The following is a 22,240-nucleotide window of genomic DNA, read 5'->3' as shown; positions in this document are numbered from 1 at the left end:
ATGGGCACATTATATCGTTCCCGGCGCGACCGATGGATTACGGGTCTGTGCGGGGGACTTGCAGAGACCTTTGGCGTAAACGTCGGTGTGCTTAGACTGCTGACAGTCGTAAGTATTCCTTTTTCCGGTGGCACCACGATTCTGATCTACTTGATCGCGTCGCTTGTTATTTCTAAAGAGCCTTACACCCCCTACGATCCCTACCATCAGGGCGGATGGCCGGGCGGCGGGCAATATGGCCCGGGTCCGGGCAGTTATGATCCCCGGGATCCACGGTACAATCAGCGGCCTCCTTACGGAAATGGCCAATATGGTGGTAACGGGCAGTATGGGAATAACCCGTTCGGCGGGAACCCATTTGGAGGTAACCCTTTTGGGGGCAATCCGTTCCAAGGGAACCCTTCACAGGGGGGGCGGCCAGTCAGCTCTTCTTTTAAAGGACAGGATGAGGCTTCAAATTTGGATTCCATGATGGATGACATCGAGAAAAAAGCACTAAAAAAAGAATTGGATGAGCTTCGCCGCAAGCTTTCCAAATATGAGAAGGGAGATTTGTAATTATGGGAGTATTTAAAAGAATCAAAGATATCACTAAAGCGTCGGTTAATGAAATGCTCGATAAAGTGGAAGATCCAATTGTTATGCTTAACCAATATCTTCGGGATATGGAAGCCGAGATTCGGGATGCTGAGGTAACGGTTGCGAAGCAGATGGCAAATGAACGCCGTATGAAGCAGCGCCTGGAAGAGGCTTATCGTGTATCCTCACAGCGTGAAGCTCAAGCTGAAGCTGCGCTGAAGAACGGTCAGGAGGAGATTGCCCGCCGTCTGCTCGAAGAGAAAATTCATTTTGATCAAATACAGACGGAATTCAGAGATCTTCATGCCCAAGCGGAAATTCATGCATCGGATCTGCAGCAGCAGCTCCATGATATGAAGGATGAGTTCTACAAGCTGCGGAATAAGCGCAATGAGCTTGTAGCCCGTGCACAAATGGCCAAAGCCAAGAAGCAGCTGTCCCAGGCTAACCCGCTGAACACCATTGAAAGTGGAGGTGCAGCCCTAGGTTTCAGCCGTATGGAAGAGAAAATTCTTCAAATGGAAGCCGAAGCAGATGTGCTGGGTACGCCTTACCGTCCTTCAGCAAGTGCTGGTTCTTATATCAGCCCTGCAGATGCGCAGAAACAGCTTCGGGTAGAAGAGCAGCTGAATGCGCTCAAATCCAAGCTGAACCCTCCTTCTAACACAGGATCAGCAGCATCTGAAGAATAACTACCGTCCATTAGTGGAATATGATATTCTAGTTGAGGTGAAGCCATACGGTATGCAGATACCGTCATGGCTTTTCCGAGCTTTTGGAGCCAGGACTCTATATTTGGGCGGATGAATCTTTTATACTTAGACAGGAGGTGCAGCATGGATAAAAGGAAATCTTTTGTGGCCATTATGCTTATCGGATTCGGACTTCTTCTGTTCTTTGGTCAAGGCATCAACTTCCTTACCATTGCGGCCCTGCTATTTCTTGTCTACGGAGTCTACAAAATCCGTCAAGGAGAAGAGGTCAAGACCGGCTATATTCTGCTGGCCATAGGCAGTGGACTTATACTGCTTGAGCATTTGATGCTCGTTGTGGCCGTCATCCTGATTTCACTTGGATTGTTCTATGCAAAGGTCAAGAAGATGCTCCCCCGGGGAGACCATATTCAGAAGCAGAATTTCATTGCAGGTGTTCACTGGGACAGCGACCCTTGGGCGCTTCGGAGTATCAGTATGTGGCATGTGCTTGGTGAGCATGACATTGATCTGTCCCTGGCTATAGTGGAAGAGCCTGAGAATATCATGATGTTCCAAGGCGTGGTCGGAGACATAGATCTCGTGATCTCGGAGGATTATGGCGTAGAAATTGAGGCCTTCGTCATGTTCGGGCAAATTGAGTTCGGGCCACAGAAAGAGACCGGGATGGTGAACCGATTGTACTGGCGTTCGCCTAATTACGAATTTCGGGAGAAAAAAGTGAAAATTATGATTTCTTACCTCGTAGGAGATATTGATATACGTTTATCATAGAGAGGAGGGGAGTCCCTGATGAGACGAAAAAAACCGGTGAATATGATTTCTCGCAGTATGCGTGACGGGATTCTCCTGTCTTTCTTTTTATGCGGCGCTATTCTGTACCTGCTTAATACATATGGTTATTTAAGTCCAGCTTCTTCGTGGACCAAGGTCATCCAGGCAGCTTTAACAGGAGGTCTGTTGTTGGTTGGTACCGGAGCAGCATATGGACTCTATCAAATTTATAGCGTGAAAAGAAGGATGGATCTGCTTAGAGATTCTCTGCTGCAGTGGGAGAAGGGAAATCTGTCCAGATCGGTTCCGGAGCTTGGCGAGGACGAGATTGGACGGCTGGGAGAACAACTGGAGCGTATCGGTAAAAGATGGGAGGAGCAGGTCAACTCCCTGCAGCGGCTGTCCACCCACAATGCCCAGCTGGCGGAGCAGGCAAGAATATCCGCCATTGTGGAAGAGCGCCAGCGGCTTGCGCGGGAACTCCATGATGCGGTATCCCAGCAGCTGTTCGCTATATCGATGACGGCAACCGCGGTGGGGCGAACGCTGGAGAAGGATTTTGACAAAGCACAGAGACAGGTAGAGCTGATTGAGGAGATGTCGTCTGTGGCTCAATCCGAGATGAGAGCCCTGCTGCTCCATTTACGTCCGGTATACCTGGAAGGCAAGGCGCTCTCTGAAGGAGTAGCTGAGCTGGTTAGAGAGCTGAAGAGTAAAGTGCCCATGGATATTACGCTGGATATGGATCCTGATATCAAGCTTGTCAAAGGGATTGAGAATCACCTTTTCCGGATCATCCAAGAAGCCTTGTCCAATACCCTTCGGCATTCCAAGGCCGATAAGATGGAGATTCGTATCCATCATCGTCCAGAGGCTGTTAAAGTTATTCTTAGAGACAATGGAATCGGATTTCAAATGGATGAGAAGAAGCAGACGTCATACGGGCTATCGACGATGCAGGAGCGCGTTCATGAAATTGGCGGCTCCATTCAATTCATTACTTCGCCGGGAGCTGGAACCCGGATTGAAATTACAGTACCTTTAATGATAGAGGAAGGCGGGTGGAATGAGAACGATGGAGACGGAGATTCCAATTAAAGTACTGCTGGTTGATGATCACGAAATGGTGCGTATTGGCCTCGCTGCTGTCCTGGGGACTGAGGATGGAATTGAAGTAGTAGGTGAAGCTAGCAGCGGACAGGAAGGCATTCGTCTGGCCCAGGAGTACAGACCCGATGTGGTTCTGATGGACCTGGTGATGGAAGGAATGGATGGCATCGAGACCACGCGTCAGCTTCTCAAGCTGTATCCGGAATGCAAGGTGATTGTACTGACCAGTTATCTGGATGATGAGAAAATGTACCCCGTTATCGAAGCAGGAGCGTTCAGCTATCTTCTTAAGACTTCAAGAGCTTCCGAGGTGGCCGATGCCATCCGGGCTGCGGCGAGAGGCCAATCAGTTCTGGAGTCTCAAGTAGCCTCCAAGATGATGAACCGATTCCGTCAGCCCAAGGCGGAGGCGGCGGCTCATGAGGAGCTGACGGAGCGGGAGATGGATGTTCTCCGGTTAGTGGCGCAAGGGAAGTCCAATCAGGATATTGCGGATGAGCTAATTATTGGGGTCAAGACCGTGAAATTTCACGTGACCAATATCCTGGCCAAGCTGCATGTGGAAGATCGCACACAGGCAGCCATTTATGCCTACAAGAACGGATTGGCCGAGTAAGCTGTGAAGGCCAGAAGCAAACCGGAGACGGAGGTCTCCGGTTTTTTTGTGATCCTATAAGGAGTATAAAGTGAGCGGCGAAAGGACATCCTGATTCATAGATTGATAGATTTGCTAGAGAGGATGTTATTGGGATGATTAAAGGGTGGGGACTTATCTTTATTGTGATACTGCTCGTAGTGGGCGTTCTGGGATTCAAAAATGGCGACGAGGCCTCCGGCATTAGCTCGGACTGTGTAAAAGATGCGGAGAAACAGCTGAATGCGGTGTTAGCGGCAGGCAGCTCTGTTACCCATGAACCGCTTGATATGATTATAAAATGGCAGGGTGCTTGGAATACTGCTTATAAGCCCGGGGAAGGAGCTAAACTTATTGCGGCACAATTGGGATTAGCTAAGCCTTCAGCAGTGGTGGTACAAGATCACTTTGTGTATCGTTCAGAGGGACGAATCGGACAGATTCCGGTCAAGTTCTCTGTAACTAAAAAGGAACAGGGATTGTATGTAGTGGCACAAATTAATGGATCCAGCCAGGGGAATACCTCGGAGCTGATGCAGGCTCAGACCGCTGTAGGGCAAAAGCTCGGCGGACTTGGCGTGGATATTCAGTGGAATGCGGCGGCACAAGGGAACGCTCCGATGCTCGGAGAGGGAACAGCGGGCCAGCAAGATAAAGAGGTCATGAAGCTCCTTGGTGAGGCAGAAAGTAAAGCAGGAGTGTTCTTCAAGCTTCATCGGGTGGAGGGCTTTCAGGATCAGTACACCGCTTCAGAGTCCTATGAAGTTCCAAGCTTTCCGATCACCGTACGGAGTGGAAGTTCAGACATCGGGCTGCAAATGGCTATTCACTTGAATACGGGAACCGGGGAAAAAGAATTATCGATCGGATCGCCCGTATTGACCGTGGAATATTAATATAATATCTTTTTATCGGATAGGTAAGTAATAGTTATCTGATCACAATAGTTGTGGATAGCATCCTTGTAGCGAATATGCTAAAATTAATCAACACAAATGAAATAAATGGATGCGAAATACATTATGCCTCGTGCATAAATATACAACTATACTACATAGAAAGAAATGAGGAGCCATGGCTGAACAACAAAATTTAAATGCACTAAAGACCCCTGGAGCTGTATTTTTTATTTTTGGAGCAACTGGTGACCTGGCACGGCGCAAGCTGTTCCCGGCAATCTACTCTCTGTATCGCGAGGGCAAGCTGGCTGAGGATTTCGCAGTTATTGGTGTAGCACGCAGACCGCGTTCCAGAGAAGAATTCCATGATGACCTGTACAACTCGATTCAGGAGTTCTGCCGGTATAAGGTGCTCGACACGGCACACTGGAACAGATTCGCGGAACATTTCGAGTACAAATCCCTGGATATTAATAATATCGACGGATACCATGAGCTTAGGGAACAAACGGAAGGTCTGGAGAAGCGTTATGGAATTCCGGGCAACCGGCTGTTCTACCTGGCACTGGCTCCGGAACTATTCGGAAGCGTCTCGGTTAATCTGCAAAAGGGCGGCATGCTGGACAGCGCCGGCTGGCACCGTCTCGTGATTGAGAAGCCGTTCGGCTACGACCTCTTGTCCGCTCAAAAGCTGAATGAAGAGCTCAGTCATGTATTTAAAGAGGAAGAGATCTACCGTATTGACCACTATCTCGGCAAAGAAATGGTTCAAAATATTGAAGTCATCCGGTTCGGCAATGCGTTCTTCGAGCCGCTTTGGAATAACAAGCACATCGCTAACGTTCAAATTACGCTGAGTGAGACGGTTGGAGTAGAAGAGCGTGGAGGCTACTATGACCATGCAGGGGCCTTGCGCGATATGGGACAGAACCACATGCTGCAGATGCTCACCATGATTGCCATGGAGCCGCCAAGCCGTCTGCTGCCTGAGGATATCCGTGATGAGAAGGTTAAGGTCCTTCGCTCACTTCGTCCATACTCTTCCGCAGCGGAAGTTGAGGAGAATGTCGTGCGAGCTCAATATACACAAGGGGAGAGCGGGAATCAGAAGCTTCCGGCCTACCGCGAGGAAGATAAAGTGGATCCTAATTCGAACACCGAAACTTACTTCTCGGCCAAGGTGCTTGTGGACAACTTCCGTTGGGCGGGTGTGCCTTTCTATATCCGTACCGGCAAACGCCTGCCTGTTAAGACAACCGAGGTTGTAGTTGAATTGAAGAATATGCCTACGAATGTGTACCTTGGGCAAAAGCATACATTGGAACCCAACCTGCTCGTCATTCGGGTTAATCCTATGGAAGGCATTTATATCAAAATCAATGCCAAGAAGCCGGGAACCGAATCCCAAATTGAGCCGCTGGCTATGGAATTCTGCCAAAGCTGCCAAGTGGGAATTAACTCACCAGAGGCTTACGAGCGCTTGATTCACGACGCGGCTGAAGGTGACTCCACTTACTTTACACGCTGGGATGAAGTGGCTACTGCTTGGTCCTTTATCGACCGGATCGCACAGGCGTGGAAGCAGAACCCTGGAGATATCAAGCATTATCCAGCCGGGTCTTGGGGACCGCAGGAGGCACATGATCTTCTGGCGAAGGATGGCTTCCACTGGTGGCCGGTTAATGGGCAGGACGAAGACAATGTGATCTGGATCAAGAATCAGGGATAACCTGGCTAAGGTCCGAAGCTTGGGAAGTTTGCTTGGTGTGAATCTATAATTTAAGAGATCAAAGCAGCTCATCCTCATGTATGTTATGCATGAGGATGATTTGCGTACAGGCGGATAAAATATGTTACAATATAAAACATGACTTGTGGAACGAAGGGATAAGTGAGAAATGAGCAAAGCATTGTCAGAAGTGCTGCAGCAGGAAGTAGACAAACGTCGAACGTTTGCGATTATTTCCCACCCGGATGCGGGGAAAACGACATTGACGGAGAAGCTTCTGCTGTTCGGGGGAGCGATTCGAGCGGCGGGATCTGTAAAGGCCCGTAAAGCCAGCAAGCATGCAACAAGTGACTGGATGGAAATTGAGAAGCAGCGGGGGATCTCCGTAACCTCCTCCGTGATGCAGTTCGATTATAATGGCCACCGCATTAATATATTGGATACGCCAGGTCACCAGGACTTCAGTGAAGACACCTACCGGACGCTTACGGCTGCAGACAGTGCTGTCATGCTGATTGACGTAGCCAAGGGCGTGGAAGCCCAGACGGTAAAGCTGTTCCAGGTCTGTGCCAAACGTGGAATTCCGATCTTTACCTTCATTAACAAGCTGGACCGCGAAGGACGCAGTCCATTTGAATTGATGGAAGAAATTGAGGAAGTGCTTGGAATCCGTTCGGTTCCTATGAACTGGCCGATCGGATCAGGACGTGAGCTGTGCGGCGTCTATGACCGGATGAAGAACCAGGTTGAGCTGTTCCAGGGAGACGATCACTCCTCAATCGAAGTCAAGAAGGTTGAAGATTACAATGACCCTGCGATTCGGGAAATGGCTGGTGAGTATCTCCATGATCAGCTGTGTCAGGACGTAGAGCTGCTTGATGTGGCGGGAGATCCTTTTGATTACGAGAAAGTAAGACGCGGAGAACTGACCCCGGTCTTCTTCGGCAGTGCGGTGAATAACTTCGGGGTACAGACCTTCCTTGAGAACTTCCTGGAGCTTGCACCGAAGCCGGAGCCGCGTCAAAGCACGGCGGGAATTATCCAACCGACGAACGAGAAATTCAGCGGATATGTGTTCAAGATTCAGGCTAACATGAATCCTGCACACCGTGACCGGATCGCGTTCCTGCGTATTTGTTCGGGCAAATTTGAGCGGGGGATGTCTGTAAAGCATGTTCGGGTAGGCAAAGAGATCAAGCTCTCCCAACCGCAGCAGTTCCTTGCGCAAGACCGTGACATTGTATCCGAGGCCTATCCCGGTGATATTATCGGTCTGTTCGATCCGGGTATTTTCCGGATTGGAGACTCACTGAGTCAAGGCAGCGAGGTTGTGTTCGATGAGCTGCCTACGTTCTCACCAGAGATTTTTGCCAAAGTAACGGTTAAGAATGCGCTCAAGCATAAGCAGTACCAGAAGGGAATCGATCAGCTCACTGAGGAAGGTACGATTCAGGTATTTAACACAGTTAGCTTCGATGATACGATTCTGGGCGTGGTTGGACAGCTCCAGTTCGAGGTGTTCGAGTATCGGATGAAGGGGGAATACGGGGTAGATGTGCAGCTGCAGCGCGTCCCTTATCAGTTCGCCCGCTGGATTATTGATGATAAGATCGATCCATCCAAATTCCGGATTAACTCCACTCTTGTGAAAGACAAGAAGGATAACTATGTAGTCCTGTTCGAGAACGAATATGCCATGAGAACCGCGATGGAGAAGAATCCGACAGCAAAGTTCCTGGAGACTGCACCATAAACGGTAATGATTTTCTATGGATAAGTACCCCCTCCCCTTGTGTGAGCAAGGAGAGGGTTTTTTTGCAGCTTTGAGAGCTGGAGCCTGGGGCTCCGGTAATCTTTTGCTAACGCAGCGGTTTGAGTTCGGTGGTCTTCAGCTGCTGACTAACGAGGCTGATTAGCTCGTCCTGTCTGCTTCTGTCCATCTGTTTCCAGATCATCTCGAACATGACACCAAGACCGGGAAGAGCAGCTTCCGGTCCATCCACAGAACCTTCGATCATGCTTCTAAGGCCGTTCTCATCCTGACCATGAACCTTATGAACGACAGCTTGTCTCAGATCCAGCATGATTCCCACTCGAATTCCTCCTTTAATGTGTACCATGGTGTAAAAGGGCCGCATCTTACTGTTCCCGAATCTCGACTTGTAAATTCAAGTTCACTTTGGAGTATGGTATACTAATTGCATTATAATTACCGGGCAGGTGGAGATTAAATCGTGGCTAAGAAGCAGTTTGCGGTGATCGGAATGGGCCGATTTGGATATAGTGTAGCGAATTCACTGAGTACGATGGGGTTTGATGTGCTGGCCATTGATTCGGACGAGCTGCGTACCCAGGAAGTGTCTCACATTGTTACCCATGCGGTGTCGGCGGATTCTACAGAAGAAGAGGCGCTACGGGCGCTCGGAATTCGGAACTTCGATGTGGTGGTTGTTGCGATTGGTGAGGATATACAGGCCAGTATTTTGACCACCTTAATCTTGAAGGACTTGGGTGGGCCTGTTATTGTAGTCAAAGCTCAGAATGAACTGCATGGCAAGGTACTGCAGAAGATCGGCGCCGACAAAGTCATTTATCCGGAGAGGGATATGGGTCAGCGGGTTGCTCACCATTTGGCATCGCCTAATATTCTGGATTACATTGAGCTGTCTGATGATTACAGCATACTGGAGATTAGAGCGAATTCGGCCATGATTGGCCAGAATTTGAAGGAACTGAATATTCGTGCCCGGTTCGGCTGCAACGTCATGGCCATTAAGAACGGGACGAAAATGAATATTTCGCCGGATGCTCTATACCGGTTAATCGAAGGTGATATTCTCGTCATCGTCGGTGAGAAGAGTGACTTAACCAAGCTTGAGCTTGCTTATTCCCAAATTTAGAAGCTAGGATGAATAATATGGACATTATATCGCCGCAGAATGCGCGTGTTAAAGAGTGGGCACAGCTATTAGAGAAGAAGCATCGGGACCGGCAGCAGCGGTACCTTGTGGAAGGAATCCATCTCGTGCAGGAAGCGCTCAAAGCCGAAGCCGAGATTGAAGTCATCGCTTATTCGGTAGAATACGGCATTCCTCCAGAGCTGGCTCAGGCCGGGGCAGGAAAGCTGTCAGTCGAGTGGGTTGGGGTATCTGAAGCTGTTATCGCAAAGTGCAGCGATACCAAATCGCCGCAGCCTGTGTTTGCCGTAATCCGCAAGCATCGCAGCTCGTGGGAAGCTCTAATGGAGCAGGATAACAGCCTGGTCGTGGTATTGGACGGGGTGCAGGATCCCGGGAATGTAGGCACCATTATCCGCACGGCGGATGCGGCCGGGGCAAGCGGTGTGATTGTGGGGCCAGGGTGTGCGGATATCTACAATCCGAAGACGCTTAGATCCACCATGGGGTCGATCTTTCACCTTCCGGTGATCGAAGCAGACTTGGCCGAGCTCCTTCCCAAGGTGAAGGAGAAGGGAATCCGCCTGGCAGGAACGAGCCTTCAGGCAGCTCGGATATGTTACGAGTATGACTTTAGGGGCCCGACCTGGCTGTTGTTCGGCAGCGAGGCCAGCGGCCTGTCAGCCCCTATTCTGGCTGAGCTTGACGATGCCTTGATCATCCCGATGAAGGGCCATGCAGAGTCCCTGAATGTGGCCATGGCGGCCTCAATTCTGCTGTATGAGGCGCTTAGGCAGCGGGAGTTCTTGGGAGGATAGAGGGCTGGGGAGTTGAGGGAAGAAGCTGATGGTTGTCGGCTTCTTTTTTTGGTTTTTGGGTATTGTTGGTTCAAAATACGTACGTAAATAATTAAGGAGCTTAATTAACAAGGGTGCCGAGACGGGAGTATATAAAATATAATATTAATAAAGTTGACTAAAGGAGGGAGAGAATCATGCAAAGCGTACATGATAATGAGATTGTTTCATATGAAGTTAATTTAAGGTCTGAGAAAATAATTATACATACTGAATATCAAACTTCATCCATTTGCAAAAAAATGGATCTTATCTTTTCTGGTGTTTTAGTTCATTTATTTGAGCAAGAGCTTCCTGGCAGCATTATTTTGAAAATTGAAAGATATGATATCATAGAGTTCTTGGAGGATTATAGTGAGTTATTGAAGAAACTTAAACCATATTGTTGGCCGTTTTTTTATAAAACTGAAGAGGAATTAAGAGAGAGATTATTGAAGGGGAGTATTTTTATTACGTTATCTTATCTTCTTATGGTTTAAATGGATGGGTTGTGGCAAAAGATTATGAAGCTGTATATGTTGATGAGATTACTGTTCAATAAGTGAAGTAGGTAAAGAAATTTTTGCAATTTATTTTTAATTACAAATCTATCGTACTCACCGAAATTGGGAGGTATAAAAGTATTGGCAAAGAGAATCTTAATAACTTGGTTAACGTCAAGCCTCATTATCGCTATAACTTATCCAGACATATTCTTCTTTTTACTGTCTGGGGTCGTATTCTTCATAGTGGTACTCTTCTATTCTTCATTCTTGTCATTAATTGATTTTGTTCTACTTAAAATAAAATTAAAAAGAAGTTTATATCGCGCACTTCTACTGTTACCAGTAGCAATAATAGTTACTATTCTTCTTGGTGGAAGTACTGGATTCGTTTTAGCTTTTGTTGTATATACAATTTTTGTTCTAACTGAAGTGTTTGTTGTTAGAACTTCATCAAACTGAAGTTTTAAATCAATCCACAAGGAGACTAACCTTGGAATTCTCAAGGAAGTGCGATGCTCGTTAATTACAAGTATATTAATAACGGGAACTTGATTAACAAAGTACCGAGATCATCATGAAGATTGCTCTGCCGAACCCAACAGATCCAACCTTCGGAATAGAATCCCCGGAAAGATAATATCGTATCAGGGAATAAGAAGTATTTAATAGGAGTGAATTTTCTAAGTGAGGAAAGATCGTAGGTTCTATTTGCGTGTTGTTTTATGGACATCGGTTGTTTTTGCGCTTATCACATTTATCTTATTAGTTTTGTTTGTTATGTTTCTTCTACCAGATCCTAAAGGAATTTAAGGAAAAACACACGAAGAAATTAAAGAGAGTTTTTAAATTAACCACAGGCGACTAATCTTCGCTTGGGGTTTTCTTTTTTGCCTCCGCAACGTCCAATTTTGGATTAATATAAACAGGCAAAAGAGCAATGGGAAGATTTTGATAAAGGTACCTTGTGCCAATCTGAGCGGTATGGCTCGAACAAGCATCTTATTAAACCCGAAAATTCCGGCAAAGAATTGGTTAAAGTAAAGAAGAGGAGAGAACCCATTTCTCTCCCTTACTTTCACACCTAACCAACATGCCAAATGGTGGCATCAAGAGAAGGAGTCCATCTAGATGCTCCAAGACAAAATCTTTTATCTCATCGCACATTATGGTTATTTCGGTATCTTTGGAGCCTTGGTCCTTGGGATTGTCGGTCTGCCCGTACCGGACGAAGTCCTGATGACGTATTCGGGATATCTCATCTCCCAGGGGAGACTATCCTATGCCGTGACCTTGCTGGTCGCGGTAGTGGGCAGCTTCGCGGGGATGAGCGTCAGTTATTTCATTGGGCGGAAGTTTGGGTATCCGCTGCTTGAGAAGCATGGACGGAAGATTCGGATTACGAAGGAGAAGCTTGATCATACCCGGCGTTGGTTCAAGAAATTTGGCAAGTTCGCGCTCACGCTGGGCTATTTCATACCCGGTGTTCGGCATCTCACGGCTTATTTTGCCGGGATCAGCGGGTGGCCCTACCGTACATTCCTTTCTTACGCTGCACCGGGGGCGATACTATGGGCGTTCACTTTCATCACGCTGGGAACTTACCTTGGCAAGCATTGGCTGGCGGTTACAGAAGCCATTCATAAGTATTTGCTGCTTGGCTTTGTGCTTCTTGTTCTGGTTCTCCTCCTTATCTGGTTCCTGAAAAGAAAACCAAAAGCAAATCAAGCCTAAGGCTTTTCAGCAGCCAGGACATCGAATTGAATCGACTTGAACCCATAGGGATATTTTGGTAAAATCAACCTTGTATATAAGACTGTTACCATGTGCTACTGGCGATGAAACGTGGATGACCACGGGGGAGCACATGGATATATAAGCCGTTCGCCTGGGCAAAGTGTTTGATCTAATCAAACACTTTTTTTATTTGCTATGAAAGGGTGAAGGTACAAATGGAAGAAATCAAAATGCGGTATGGGATTAACCCGAATCAAGGTAACGCAAGAGTCACATCGCCTGGAAAGCTGCCTTTCAGGATTCTTAATGGTGAGCCAAGCTACATTAACTTACTCGATGCGCTTAACGCTTATCAGCTTGTAAGAGAGCTCAGAACAGCCATAGGGCAACCTGCGGCAGCCTCCTTCAAACACGTAAGTCCTGCTGGAGCGGCTGTGTATAGCCCGCTGAGTCACGAACTGGCTAAGGCTTATGGTGTGGACGGTATGGAGCTGTCACCTCTGGCTGTCGCTTATGCGAGGGCAAGGGGAACTGACCGCATCTCCTCCTTCGGTGATTGTGCGGCCTTAAGTGATACAGTGGATCTTCCTACTGCTAAATTGCTGAAAAAGGAAATTTCCGACATGATTGTGGCGCCTGCTTATGATGATGCTGCCCTGGAAATCCTCAAGGCCAAGAAAAAGGGGAAGTACCTAATTATTGAGATCGATCCAGATTACGAGCCGGGGCTGGTAGAGGAGAGAACTTTATTTGGAGTTAACCTCGTACAGGATAGAAATAATGTGTTAATCACCGAGAAAATTTTAGACCAAATCGTAACCGAGAATACAGTCTTTCCGGCTTCGGCCAAGAGAGATCTGTTAATTGCAGCAATCACACTAAAATATACGCAGTCCAATTCGGTATGTTTTGCGAAGGATGGGCAGACGATTGGCGTGGGAGCAGGGCAGCAATCCCGTATCCACTGCACGAGGCTCGCTGCATCAAAAGCAGAGAACTGGTATTTGAGGCAGCATCCAGCTGCTCTAACCATGAAATTTCGCGAGGGAATTTCACCTACGGAGAGAAATAATGCCATAGATAAGTGGCTCTGTGATGATCTTACCGTCCCCGAACGAGAAGCTTGGGAAGAGTGTTACGAGGAAGTCCCTCATAGGCTCACACCTAATGAGAAAAGAGAGTATTTAACTGCACTGCAGGAGGTCTCATTTGCATCGGATGCATTCCTGCCTTTCAGGGACAATATTGACCGTGCTGCACTAAGCGGAGCCAAATACATTCTGCAGACGGGCGGGTCGTCACGGGATAAGGAAGTTATTGAAGCGGCTAATGAATACGGAATGGTCATGGCCTTCTCAGGAGTGCGATTGTTCCATCATTAATTGTATATATCGAGGCATTTCTAACGTTTAGCAGTCTTATTAAAAAATTAACAATCAGCCCCCATCCAAACCCGGATGGGGGCTGATTGCTGGATACAGTCATCCACCAAGCATTCATTGTAGCTGACAATCCACTAAGAGGAGAGGAGGGACCTCTTAACCTCTTCTAATTAGCTGGCCTTCGCCAGAATCTTCACTTCTTTCGGTCCCAAGGTTACGTTAATCGAACCGTTATTAACCTGTACGGAATCCGATCCTAATTGATTTTTCAGGCTGGTTCCGTTAGACAGATTGTCGATACCTGAGACCGTGCGGGACGAAGTACTCCAGGAATTGTTAATGATCACAACTACTTCATCCCCGTTATTGGAGCGCTGGTAGCTGTAGAATGAGCCATCAGCCAGCTTCTCTTTTTGAGAACCATTTTGCAGTGCCGGGTGGCTGTTACGCACGGCGTTAAGCTTGGCAATGTATTTGTACAGCTCATGATTCGGATTCTGCACAACATCCTTGCGGTTGTCAGGGTCTTCACCGCCATCGTATCCAAGCTCGGTGCCTTGGTAAATAATTGGAATACCCCGTGATGTCAACAAGAAGCCGAGTGCGGCTTTGAGCTGCGGCCATTTATCCGAGCGGTTGCTAGGATTGCCGGAAGCCTCATTGAGGAACCGCTTCACGTCATGGTTGTCCAGGAATACACCATTCAGCTTAGGATCGCGGTAGCTGCCGTCTTGATTGTAACGGTCCTTAATTTTGGTAGTAGAATCATCGTGACCGAATACGTCTCTGATCGTATAGTACATAGGGAAGTCGAGTACTGCATCCAGATAGTTGGAGTAATCGCCAATCTTATTTGGATCACCGTCCATGACTTCACCCATAGTGAAAGTATTGGCAGCTGTATCAAAATCCTTCAGGAACCATTTTGGTACGTGCTTGGCCGTATCTACACGCAGGCCGTCAACTTTTGTCTCGCCGATCATCCACTTAATCCAGTTCTTTAGCTCGTTTGCAGCCGCGGGATTCTCTTGGTTAATATCATCCAGACCTGCAACGTCGCCGTTCTCAATTTTCCATTGATTGTTGGTATCATAATCTGACTTAGTAATCGTTCCGTTGTGGTGATACCAATCCGGATTATCGAACGGGGCTTTGGCTATCCCATTATACGGCTGGAAGTCACCCGTGTGGTTCGGAACGACATCGAGCATAACCGAGATTTGCTTGCTATGAGCTGTATTTACAAGCTCCTTCAGCTTATCCATCGTTCCCAAATGCCCGTCGACAGAGTAGAAATCGTAAGTATGGTAGCCGTGATAAGCATAAGCACTCTTCTGAGCGGTTACCGGTGTAATCCAGATCGCCGTAAAGCCCATGTTCTTGATGTAATCCAGTTGATTAATAATTCCCTGGAAGTCACCGCCATGCCATTTCGTTAGATCGTTCTTGTCAGATGCAAAGCCGTCGGCGTTGTCGTTCGAGGTATCTCCGTTGTTGAAACGGTCCGTCATGATGAAGTAAATGCTTTGTTTGCTCCAGTCGGTGGTGCCCGTGTTACCGCCATTCAGATCAGGTGTCCCGGATGTTATGGTGCCTGGGGCTCCGTTAGAGCCTGGTGTGTAAGTAGAAATTCCTTGGCTGAAGAAGTAGTTGTTCGTGTTGTTGCTGTCCCAAGTACCGCTGCCATTATTAAAGGCGGCTTCAATACGGGAAGCTGATCCGAGAGGAAGTGTGATCTTGGCGTAGCCAGGGTATGCCGCTTCGGCGTCTGCCATAGCGGAACCTGGAGCTGTAGTCCAGGTTCCTCCTTCTTGGCGATAGTGGATGTACGGAGTGGTGAAGCCTTTTTTGTAGTAGATTGTAGCGGTGGTGGTGTTACCATCTGGCGAACCAGGAGTGATTGTCCCGGCGGCTCCGTTAGCACCCGGTGTGTAAGTAGAAGTTCCTTGGCTGAAGAAGTAGTTCTTGGTGTTGTTGCTGTCCCAAGTACCACTGCCATTGTTAAAAGCAGCTTCGATGCGTGTAGCTGATCCTAGAGGAAGTGTAATCTTGGCGTAGCCAGCCACTTCGGCATCCGCCATAGCGGAACCTGGAGCTGTAGTCCAAGTTCCCCCTTCCTGACGGTAGTGGATGTATGGAGTGGTGAAGCCTTTTTTGTAGTAGATTGTGGCTGTGGTGGTGCCACCACCACCGGGTGCTCCGGTGGTAATGGTACCTGCAGCTCCATTGGAGCCCGGTGTGTAAGTAGAAGTTCCTTGGCTGAAGAAGTAGTTCTTGGTGTTGTTGCTATCCCATGTACCACTACCGTTGTTAAAAGCGGCTTCGATACGAGTAGCTGATCCTAGAGGAAGTGTGATCTTGGCGTAGCCAGGGTAAGTAGATTCAGCATCTGCCATGGCAACACCAGGAGCCGTAGTCCAAGTTCCGCCTTCCTGACGGTAGTGGATGTATGGAGTAGTGAAGCCTTTCTTGTAGTAAATGGTAACGGTTGCGTCTCCGCCTGTGCCACCAGGTGCCCCAGGAGTAATGGTTCCAGCGGCTCCGTTAGCGCCCGGCGTATAAGTTGAGGTACCAGTACCGAAGAAATAATTCTTCGTATTGTTGCTGTCCCATGAACCGCTGCCATTATTGAAAGCGGCTTCCAATTGGGTAGCAGAACCGATATCAACTGTAATCTTACCGTATCCAGGGTAAGCTGCTTCAGCATTTGGAATAGCTACGCCTGGAGCAGTAGTCCAAGTTCCGCCAGCTGGGCGGTAGTGCAGGTAAGGAGTGGAGAAGCCTTTTTTGTAGTAAATCGTTACTTTATTTCCATTCGGATCAACAATAGGCTTGGCATGACTAATTACGTATTGCTTGAAGCCCGCCATATTGCTTGTAGGAGAACCATCCTGGTTCACGAGATTTGCGAAACGCAGCAGAGTGAAGCCATTGTAATTCCATTTCGTAAGCTGTTGTTCAATCTTCTGGAAGTCGCTTGTAGGCAGCGCATTCTCCCCGTTGAGACGAACGCCCTTGGCGTTGGCTATGGAAGAGATGGTGTCTACAAGTGTGGATGGCATCGAGTAAGCTGGTGCCGAACCGTTATCATACATTTCCAGAGCAGTAAAGGTGAGATCTAGATCGCTATCTTTGAATTTCTGAACAATCTTATTGTAATCGTAGTACCCTGCGGCATGCTCGGCACTGTGCGGAGCTGATGGATTATTCATTTGCCAATGGATACCGGAGATCTTGGCACCGATACGTACACCGAATACAGAATCGAAATTCGTGTGTGCGGCTTTGGCAATTACACCAAGATGGTTCTCCAGAACGCCTTGATACCAGGACAGGAAGTCTTTGCCGTAAGCTGTGTTATAACCGCCAGTTGAATAGAAAGAATCCCCATCACTTGGAGGGTTAATTTGGCTTGTACTTGTCAATTGAAGACCCCATGCTTGATTAACTCCACTTAACGAACCGTACTTGCTAATCATTGCGGTTCTGAAAGCATTCTTGGCAGTATCCGTATAGACCTGGAATTTCCCGCGTGCCGGATAGCTCCAGCCTGCTGATTGATAGTAGGACGGGAAGCGAAGCTCACCGGATGGTCCGCCGCTCAGGTAGATCTTGGCGATCAGCCCCTTGTAGCTTGAGAAGTTGGAGGCGAAGGAAGCGTACAGTTCGTTGTACTGCTGGCTGAGTCCGCTCCAGAAAGGGGAGAGGGCTTCGTTGTTCACATAGCCGGTCTCGCTCTTGAATTTCATTTCATCTGCAGTGCCTTTGCTCCAGAGCCAGGATGGAATCGGAATATTGCAATCATCCCCTGGATTTCCGCCGCAGGCATGTGTGGAGAGGATAGGAACCCATTTGAGGCCCGAAGCACTCACCGCATCTGCATACTGCTTGTAGTAGCTCCAATCAAATTGATTGTCGCCAGCAGCTTCTACGTCTCCCCACCATACATCGGTTGTAAGGGCGTAGACGCCGTTGTCCTTAAGTGTCTTGAGTTGATTCTTGAATGCATTCCAGTCTGTGATCTTGGTCAACGGAGCCATGACAGAAGCCTGAAAGTCATTTGCTACTTCGGCTCTGGCTGTGTTCGTGAATGGAGTTAAGAAAGTCGAGAAGACCAGTGAGAGAATTAAAGTAAATAAATAGCCTCGTTTCATTGTAGCTTTGGTACCGTGCAAATAGATCATCCTCCTCTTGGTATGAATCCGGCCTGGAACAAGGTTCCAAGCAAATTTGGAATGACGGGCAAGGAAGCCGGTCCTCCTATGACAAAGGGACGGGAGACTCACACGTGTGATCAAGCTCCGTGTGCAAACGTTTACACCAATAGTCTAAGGGGTTCGCAATCGATAAACAACGTAATAAATTGCTGAAAAAGGAGGATTATATTGACGGTAATAAAAAAGACCCTAAATAGGGTCTTGGATTTATAGCTCAATTTGAAGACTTGCTGCGGTCTCGCGGATAAAGGCTGCGGCCTTGCGGTACTGCTCCTCATCCGGAAGATGCTCAATGATCAGCGGCGTATCAGAATCCAAGCGGGCAAGCTCGCTTAGGAACACCTTATAATCAAGCAAGCCTGTACCCGGCAGCACTTCTTCCAGATGAACCGCTAATTGGCCGCCAAGACGAATATCCTTGGCATGAGCGCTTTTGATATAAGGTCTCAGCGTTGTGAAGAACTCCTTCATCATCTCCGTATTTCTATAGTAGGTTCTAGGGCTCGATATCATATTCACAGGATCAAGGTGGACGGCGAACTGTTCGCGGTCGATAGCTTTGACCAGAGCAAGATACGTATCCGCCGAATCCGGAAGAACCCAGGGCATGGTCTCCAGCGCATAAAAGGCAGACTTCGGCTTCACCGCATCAAGGATCTCTCTTACCGTGTCCACAATGAGTGCGAAAGTATCGTCAGAGAAATTGTCCGGATGGGGGCCATCCCACTGCGCTCCGCGTGATCCGGCAATATTGACACAGACTCTGGCTCCGATGCGTTCAGCAAGATCAAGCTGGGCTTTACAGTAATCCAGGGCCTTCCTGCGAACTTCAAGATCTGGACTGATCGGATTGCTCCAGGCACCGACCTCGGCAATAAGAAGGTCATGCTGCTCAGCAGCCTGTTTATAGGCCTGAACCGTGGTATCGTTCGCATCATTTTGAATCGGGCAGACGGCTGCGCGGTATCCTTCCTGCCTAATCGCCGCTGCCCAGCTAAGCGGGTCCATATTCTGAATAAAGACTTGTCCTCCCAGTCTCAATGCCGTTCACTCCTTTTAATATAATCCTCACACATGAAAGATCAGCGGACTACAACCGCTTTAAGCAGTCCATCACTGCACTCGATAACCTGGCCAAATGTTGAAGGAAGCTCCTTCAATTGAAATGTATGTGTAACAAATGCCATAGGATCAATCGATCCCTGCAGCATTAAATTCTGAACATCGGCTCCATCCTGCATGGTGGAGTACAGCGAAGCTGACAACGTAAGATGTTTATGGATAAGCTCACTTGAGCTAATCTCATACCGGGCACCTTCCCCAATCACGACCAGCGTTCCCGCGATCCCCAGAACCGAGAAGGCGAGTTCATACGAGGATGGCTTGCCTGAGCATTCCATCACATAGTCGGCACCTTCAGGACCCATCCATTCTTTTAACGGATCTAGTGCCTCTCCAGGAAGAAGGGCAAGATCAGCCCCCTGTCGGATCGCCGCCTCCAGCCTGGTCTGGACAGGGTCCACAGCGGCTACTCGGGCTCCACGGAGCTTCGCTAGTGTAATGGCGGCAAGGCCAATCGGCCCGCAGCCCGTAACTACTACGCAGTCTCCTTCGCCCAGCTTCGTTCTTTGCAAGGCGGAATAAGGGGTTCCCCAGTTATCAAAGATCAGGCTGCCCGCCTCGTAGCTGATCGCATCATCCAGCAGCAGACAGTTGCGTTCTGGAACCGCTATCATTTCGGAAAATCCAAAACCCATGTGCGTAATTCCATGAGCACAGCGAACAAATTGTCCCTTCAGACAAGCCGGGCACTCCCCGCATCCCCGGACATTATTTACAGCTACACGGTCTCCGGGACGAAGCCGCTTCACCCCTTCACCAACCGAGATCACTATTCCGGCTACTTCATGTCCGGCTACATAATCTGAAGGCTCTTTCACATACCAGAACCATTTATCCGAGCCGCAGATTCCGCATGCCTTGACTTCGACGACAACCTCGCCGGTACCTGCCACTGGCGAATCCGCTTCTACCCATCTCAAATCCTGGGGTCCAAACGCTTGTACCTGCTTCATGCTGTATACCTCCTAGATGTGATAAGTCCCAACCCTAAATATATAGGATTTGTATGCATAAATACAGACACTATAGTGCGGCGCGCATGCCTTCGCCAAGGCCTGTCTCTTCTTTTTCAGAGCTGTCCAGCATAATTTAATAAGGAATGAAGGATACAGAACCGGGGGATACGAGGCAGCACGATTCATATAGTTAATGAAGATTGACCGCTAGTAGGGGGGCCTGTCAGTGTGGAGAAGACGGAGATGGCACAGCCGTAGGCAGAGGAAAAGATTCAGCAGACGGAAGGTCTGGCTGATCTCGGTGATCGTCGTCCTTGTGGGTGTGATGCAATTTTTCTTGTATATCGAACGTCAGATGAAAGAGCCAATCAGCAATTTGGCCAAAGTCCGGGTCAAGCAGATTGCTACAGAATCGATCAATGAGGCCATTACATCTCAGGTGAAGGACCAGAAGCAGTTCGATGATCTGATCCAGTGGAAGACCGATGATACGGGGAAAATAAAAGGCTTCGTGCTCAATTACTCGGCTCATATGAAAATCACTTCGGATACCATTCACACGGTTCAGTCGACCTTGGACCGGATCTCCAAGCTGTCCGAGAATATCCCGCTCGGTCAAGCGCTGGGCAGCCCGATTCTTGCTTCCTTTGGTCCCAAAATTCCGTTCCGGATTGAACCGAAGAGTGATGTGAAAGTCGATCTGAATACACGAAGACAGAATGCGGGGATCAACATGATTCTGGTTGAAGTGTATTTGCGGGTGAAGACCGAGGTCTCGGTCGTAGTTCCATTCGATATGCTTCCTCAATCTGTAGAGACAGAGATTCCAGTCTCCTATCTGCTCGTTGTCGGTGATGTACCGACTTACTATTATGATAACAACGGCAATCCGGTTGGAGAGAACAGTCCAAATGCGCCGAATATTACGCTCCCGGCGAACCCTTCGGGATAAGAGGGTAGGGAGCCGGCGCTCACCAGAGATCCTTTTACCGCCAATTGGACTTTTGCCGCAAAGCAAAGGCCGCTCCTATTTAAGGAACGGCCCTTTTTTACTTTTTGCGAAGACGGACTCTCTCGGCATACTCCCACCGCTTGAGCAGCGGGTAAGGATCGAAAGCCCACTCGCTCTTGCCGTTATCCCGGTATATACCGAAGTGAAGATGCGGCGGGAATTTGCCCTGCGTCCCCGGAGGACCGTAGCCGCTGCTGCCTACCCATCCCACGACTTGGCCTGGTGTCATCATATCGCCTACATTTATATTCTTCGCATATCCGCTCAAATGAGCATAGTAGTGATAGCGGTTGCTCAGGTCCCGAATTCCAATCCGCCATCCTCCGAACGGATTCCAGCCCTTGATCTCCACGATTCCGTAGCAGACGCTTCGCACAGGCACGCCATAAGGAGCGAATAGGTCGTTGCCCTCGTGAATCCGGAAGCCTCCCCAATGCCTTGAGTTCCCCCAGGTATCGTTATAGCTGTACATGCTGGAGATCGGGAGCGGGAACGCATTTTCGAACAGATCCAGGCGATCGAAGGCTTGGTAGATTCGGGCAAATTGGCTGATCCGCTGAACAGCCCGGTCATTCTGATAGTATTTCCATAGGGCAATCCTGAAGTCATCCTCGGCATAACCGAAGCTGGTAATATAACGGCCCATGGTAAAAATAGCGTCCCTGTCGTTCTTCGGATCTGCAATTCCATCTCCATCAGCGTCTTTTCCCATCCCGCCGAACAAAGCAATCGATACGGGATTCGTATCCTCCGGCTGTGGATTCACCCATCCTGACCAGACAGGGGGCAGAAAAGAAATCCGGGTCAACTTCTCCTTGAGCTGAGGCTCTTTGGAGCTGGGGGTAAGAGTACGTTCATACTGATCTACTGCTGCTAGCCTATACCAAGGGATGTGCAGGAGGCTGCCCATCTCCTCATAAAGCTGACGCCGGGCGAGAAGGGTATCCTCCTTGGGAGTAGCTTTGGTATTCGGCTTGGCTTCTGCTGCTAAGGCAAGGGGAACCGAATCAGTAGCGACCAGGGTAAGAACCAGCCAACCTAGAAGAATGAAGCGGATTGAACCTATTAGTGAACTTCTGTTATACACGCTGTATGTCCTCCTCCTGCTGCCTGCGGAGTAATGTATTCAGGCCGTATGTC

At 48.5% G+C, this 22,240-nt stretch carries 19 protein-coding genes and 1 riboswitch; of the genes, 14 read left to right on the top strand and 5 right to left on the bottom strand.

Going from position 1 to position 22,240, the window contains the following annotated elements; all coding sequences use genetic code 11:
- From ACEN86_RS16515 to ACEN86_RS16480, 8 genes are all read left to right on the top strand, one after another.
- Positions 1 to 558, top strand: coding sequence for a PspC domain-containing protein (locus tag ACEN86_RS16515; protein ID WP_495631656.1), 558 nt, complete (start codon positions 1 to 3; stop codon positions 556 to 558).
- 2 nt (positions 559 to 560) lie between these two features.
- On the top strand, positions 561 to 1,271 hold the full coding sequence (locus ACEN86_RS16510) for a PspA/IM30 family protein (protein ID WP_495631655.1): 711 nt from the start codon (positions 561 to 563) through the stop codon (positions 1,269 to 1,271).
- 144 nt (positions 1,272 to 1,415) lie between these two features.
- On the top strand, positions 1,416 to 2,066 hold the full coding sequence (gene liaF, locus ACEN86_RS16505; RefSeq protein WP_495631654.1) for a cell wall-active antibiotics response protein LiaF: 651 nt from the start codon (positions 1,416 to 1,418) through the stop codon (positions 2,064 to 2,066).
- An 18-nt stretch (positions 2,067 to 2,084) separates the two neighbouring features.
- Positions 2,085 to 3,164 carry a sensor histidine kinase gene (locus ACEN86_RS16500; protein WP_495631653.1) on the top strand — a complete coding sequence of 360 codons (1,080 nt, stop codon included), beginning with the start codon at positions 2,085 to 2,087 and terminating at the stop codon, positions 3,162 to 3,164.
- Positions 3,142 to 3,792, top strand: a complete 651-nt coding sequence (locus tag ACEN86_RS16495; protein WP_127200236.1) for a response regulator — start codon at positions 3,142 to 3,144, stop codon at positions 3,790 to 3,792. The genes ACEN86_RS16500 and ACEN86_RS16495 overlap by 23 nt, the downstream gene beginning before the upstream one ends.
- Positions 3,793 to 3,926: 134 nt before the next feature.
- Positions 3,927 to 4,706 carry a hypothetical protein gene (locus tag ACEN86_RS16490; RefSeq protein ID WP_495631652.1) on the top strand — a complete coding sequence of 260 codons (780 nt, stop codon included), beginning with the start codon at positions 3,927 to 3,929 and terminating at the stop codon, positions 4,704 to 4,706.
- Positions 4,707 to 4,884: 178 nt separating this feature from the next.
- The gene (gene zwf, locus ACEN86_RS16485) at positions 4,885 to 6,438 is read left to right on the top strand and encodes a glucose-6-phosphate dehydrogenase (RefSeq protein ID WP_495631651.1); all 1,554 of its coding nucleotides are present in this window, start codon (positions 4,885 to 4,887) and stop codon (positions 6,436 to 6,438) included.
- A 169-nt stretch (positions 6,439 to 6,607) separates the two neighbouring features.
- Positions 6,608 to 8,191 (top strand): peptide chain release factor 3, encoded by a 1,584-nt coding sequence (locus ACEN86_RS16480; protein WP_495631650.1) that lies wholly within the window; start codon positions 6,608 to 6,610, stop codon positions 8,189 to 8,191.
- A 106-nt stretch (positions 8,192 to 8,297) separates the two neighbouring features.
- Here the strand turns inward: ACEN86_RS16480 and sspI are convergent, their stop codons facing one another.
- Positions 8,298 to 8,531 (bottom strand): small acid-soluble spore protein SspI, encoded by a 234-nt coding sequence (sspI, locus tag ACEN86_RS16475; protein ID WP_127200088.1) that lies wholly within the window; start codon positions 8,529 to 8,531, stop codon positions 8,298 to 8,300.
- A 141-nt stretch (positions 8,532 to 8,672) separates the two neighbouring features.
- Between sspI and ACEN86_RS16470 the strand changes: the two genes are divergently transcribed.
- The 5 genes from ACEN86_RS16470 to ACEN86_RS16450 all read left to right on the top strand — a co-directional run bounded on the left by ACEN86_RS16470 (position 8,673) and on the right by ACEN86_RS16450 (position 13,793).
- Complete coding sequence (locus ACEN86_RS16470) at positions 8,673 to 9,338, top strand: potassium channel family protein (protein WP_495631649.1); 666 nt, start codon at positions 8,673 to 8,675, stop codon at positions 9,336 to 9,338.
- Positions 9,339 to 9,355: 17 nt separating this feature from the next.
- Positions 9,356 to 10,153, top strand: a complete 798-nt coding sequence (locus tag ACEN86_RS16465; protein ID WP_495631648.1) for a TrmH family RNA methyltransferase — start codon at positions 9,356 to 9,358, stop codon at positions 10,151 to 10,153.
- 176 nt (positions 10,154 to 10,329) lie between these two features.
- Complete coding sequence (locus ACEN86_RS16460) at positions 10,330 to 10,671, top strand: hypothetical protein (protein ID WP_495631647.1); 342 nt, start codon at positions 10,330 to 10,332, stop codon at positions 10,669 to 10,671.
- 1,134 nt (positions 10,672 to 11,805) lie between these two features.
- Complete coding sequence (locus ACEN86_RS16455) at positions 11,806 to 12,408, top strand: DedA family protein (protein WP_495631646.1); 603 nt, start codon at positions 11,806 to 11,808, stop codon at positions 12,406 to 12,408.
- A gap of 84 nt (positions 12,409 to 12,492) precedes the next feature.
- A riboswitch (ZMP/ZTP riboswitch) is annotated at positions 12,493 to 12,575 on the top strand.
- Positions 12,576 to 12,626: 51 nt separating this feature from the next.
- On the top strand, positions 12,627 to 13,793 hold the full coding sequence (locus ACEN86_RS16450) for a phosphoribosylaminoimidazolecarboxamide formyltransferase (RefSeq protein WP_495631645.1): 1,167 nt from the start codon (positions 12,627 to 12,629) through the stop codon (positions 13,791 to 13,793).
- A gap of 170 nt (positions 13,794 to 13,963) precedes the next feature.
- Here ACEN86_RS16450 and ACEN86_RS16445 read toward each other — a convergent pair whose 3' ends face one another.
- From ACEN86_RS16445 to ACEN86_RS16435, 3 genes are all read right to left on the bottom strand, one after another.
- A complete protein-coding gene (locus tag ACEN86_RS16445; protein WP_495634333.1) occupies positions 13,964 to 17,947 on the bottom strand; it encodes a family 14 glycosylhydrolase in 3,984 nt (1,327 codons plus the stop codon).
- Positions 17,948 to 18,217: 270 nt separating this feature from the next.
- Entirely contained in the window at positions 18,218 to 19,051 is an 834-nt protein-coding gene (locus ACEN86_RS16440; protein WP_495631644.1) for a sugar phosphate isomerase/epimerase family protein, read from the bottom strand.
- 41 nt (positions 19,052 to 19,092) lie between these two features.
- The gene (locus tag ACEN86_RS16435; protein ID WP_495631643.1) at positions 19,093 to 20,085 is read right to left on the bottom strand and encodes a zinc-dependent alcohol dehydrogenase; all 993 of its coding nucleotides are present in this window, start codon (positions 20,083 to 20,085) and stop codon (positions 19,093 to 19,095) included.
- A gap of 229 nt (positions 20,086 to 20,314) precedes the next feature.
- On the opposite strand from ACEN86_RS16435, the gene yunB reads away from it, so the two are divergent.
- Positions 20,315 to 21,040 (top strand): sporulation protein YunB, encoded by a 726-nt coding sequence (gene yunB / locus ACEN86_RS16430; protein ID WP_495631642.1) that lies wholly within the window; start codon positions 20,315 to 20,317, stop codon positions 21,038 to 21,040.
- A 97-nt stretch (positions 21,041 to 21,137) separates the two neighbouring features.
- Here yunB and ACEN86_RS16425 read toward each other — a convergent pair whose 3' ends face one another.
- A complete protein-coding gene (locus ACEN86_RS16425; protein ID WP_495631641.1) occupies positions 21,138 to 22,187 on the bottom strand; it encodes a M23 family metallopeptidase in 1,050 nt (349 codons plus the stop codon).
- Positions 22,188 to 22,240 lie beyond the last annotated feature (53 nt).

The sequence above is a fragment of the Paenibacillus sp. Paensp111 genome (assembly GCF_059492195.1).
This window is presented reverse-complemented; position numbering and strand designations above follow the sequence as displayed.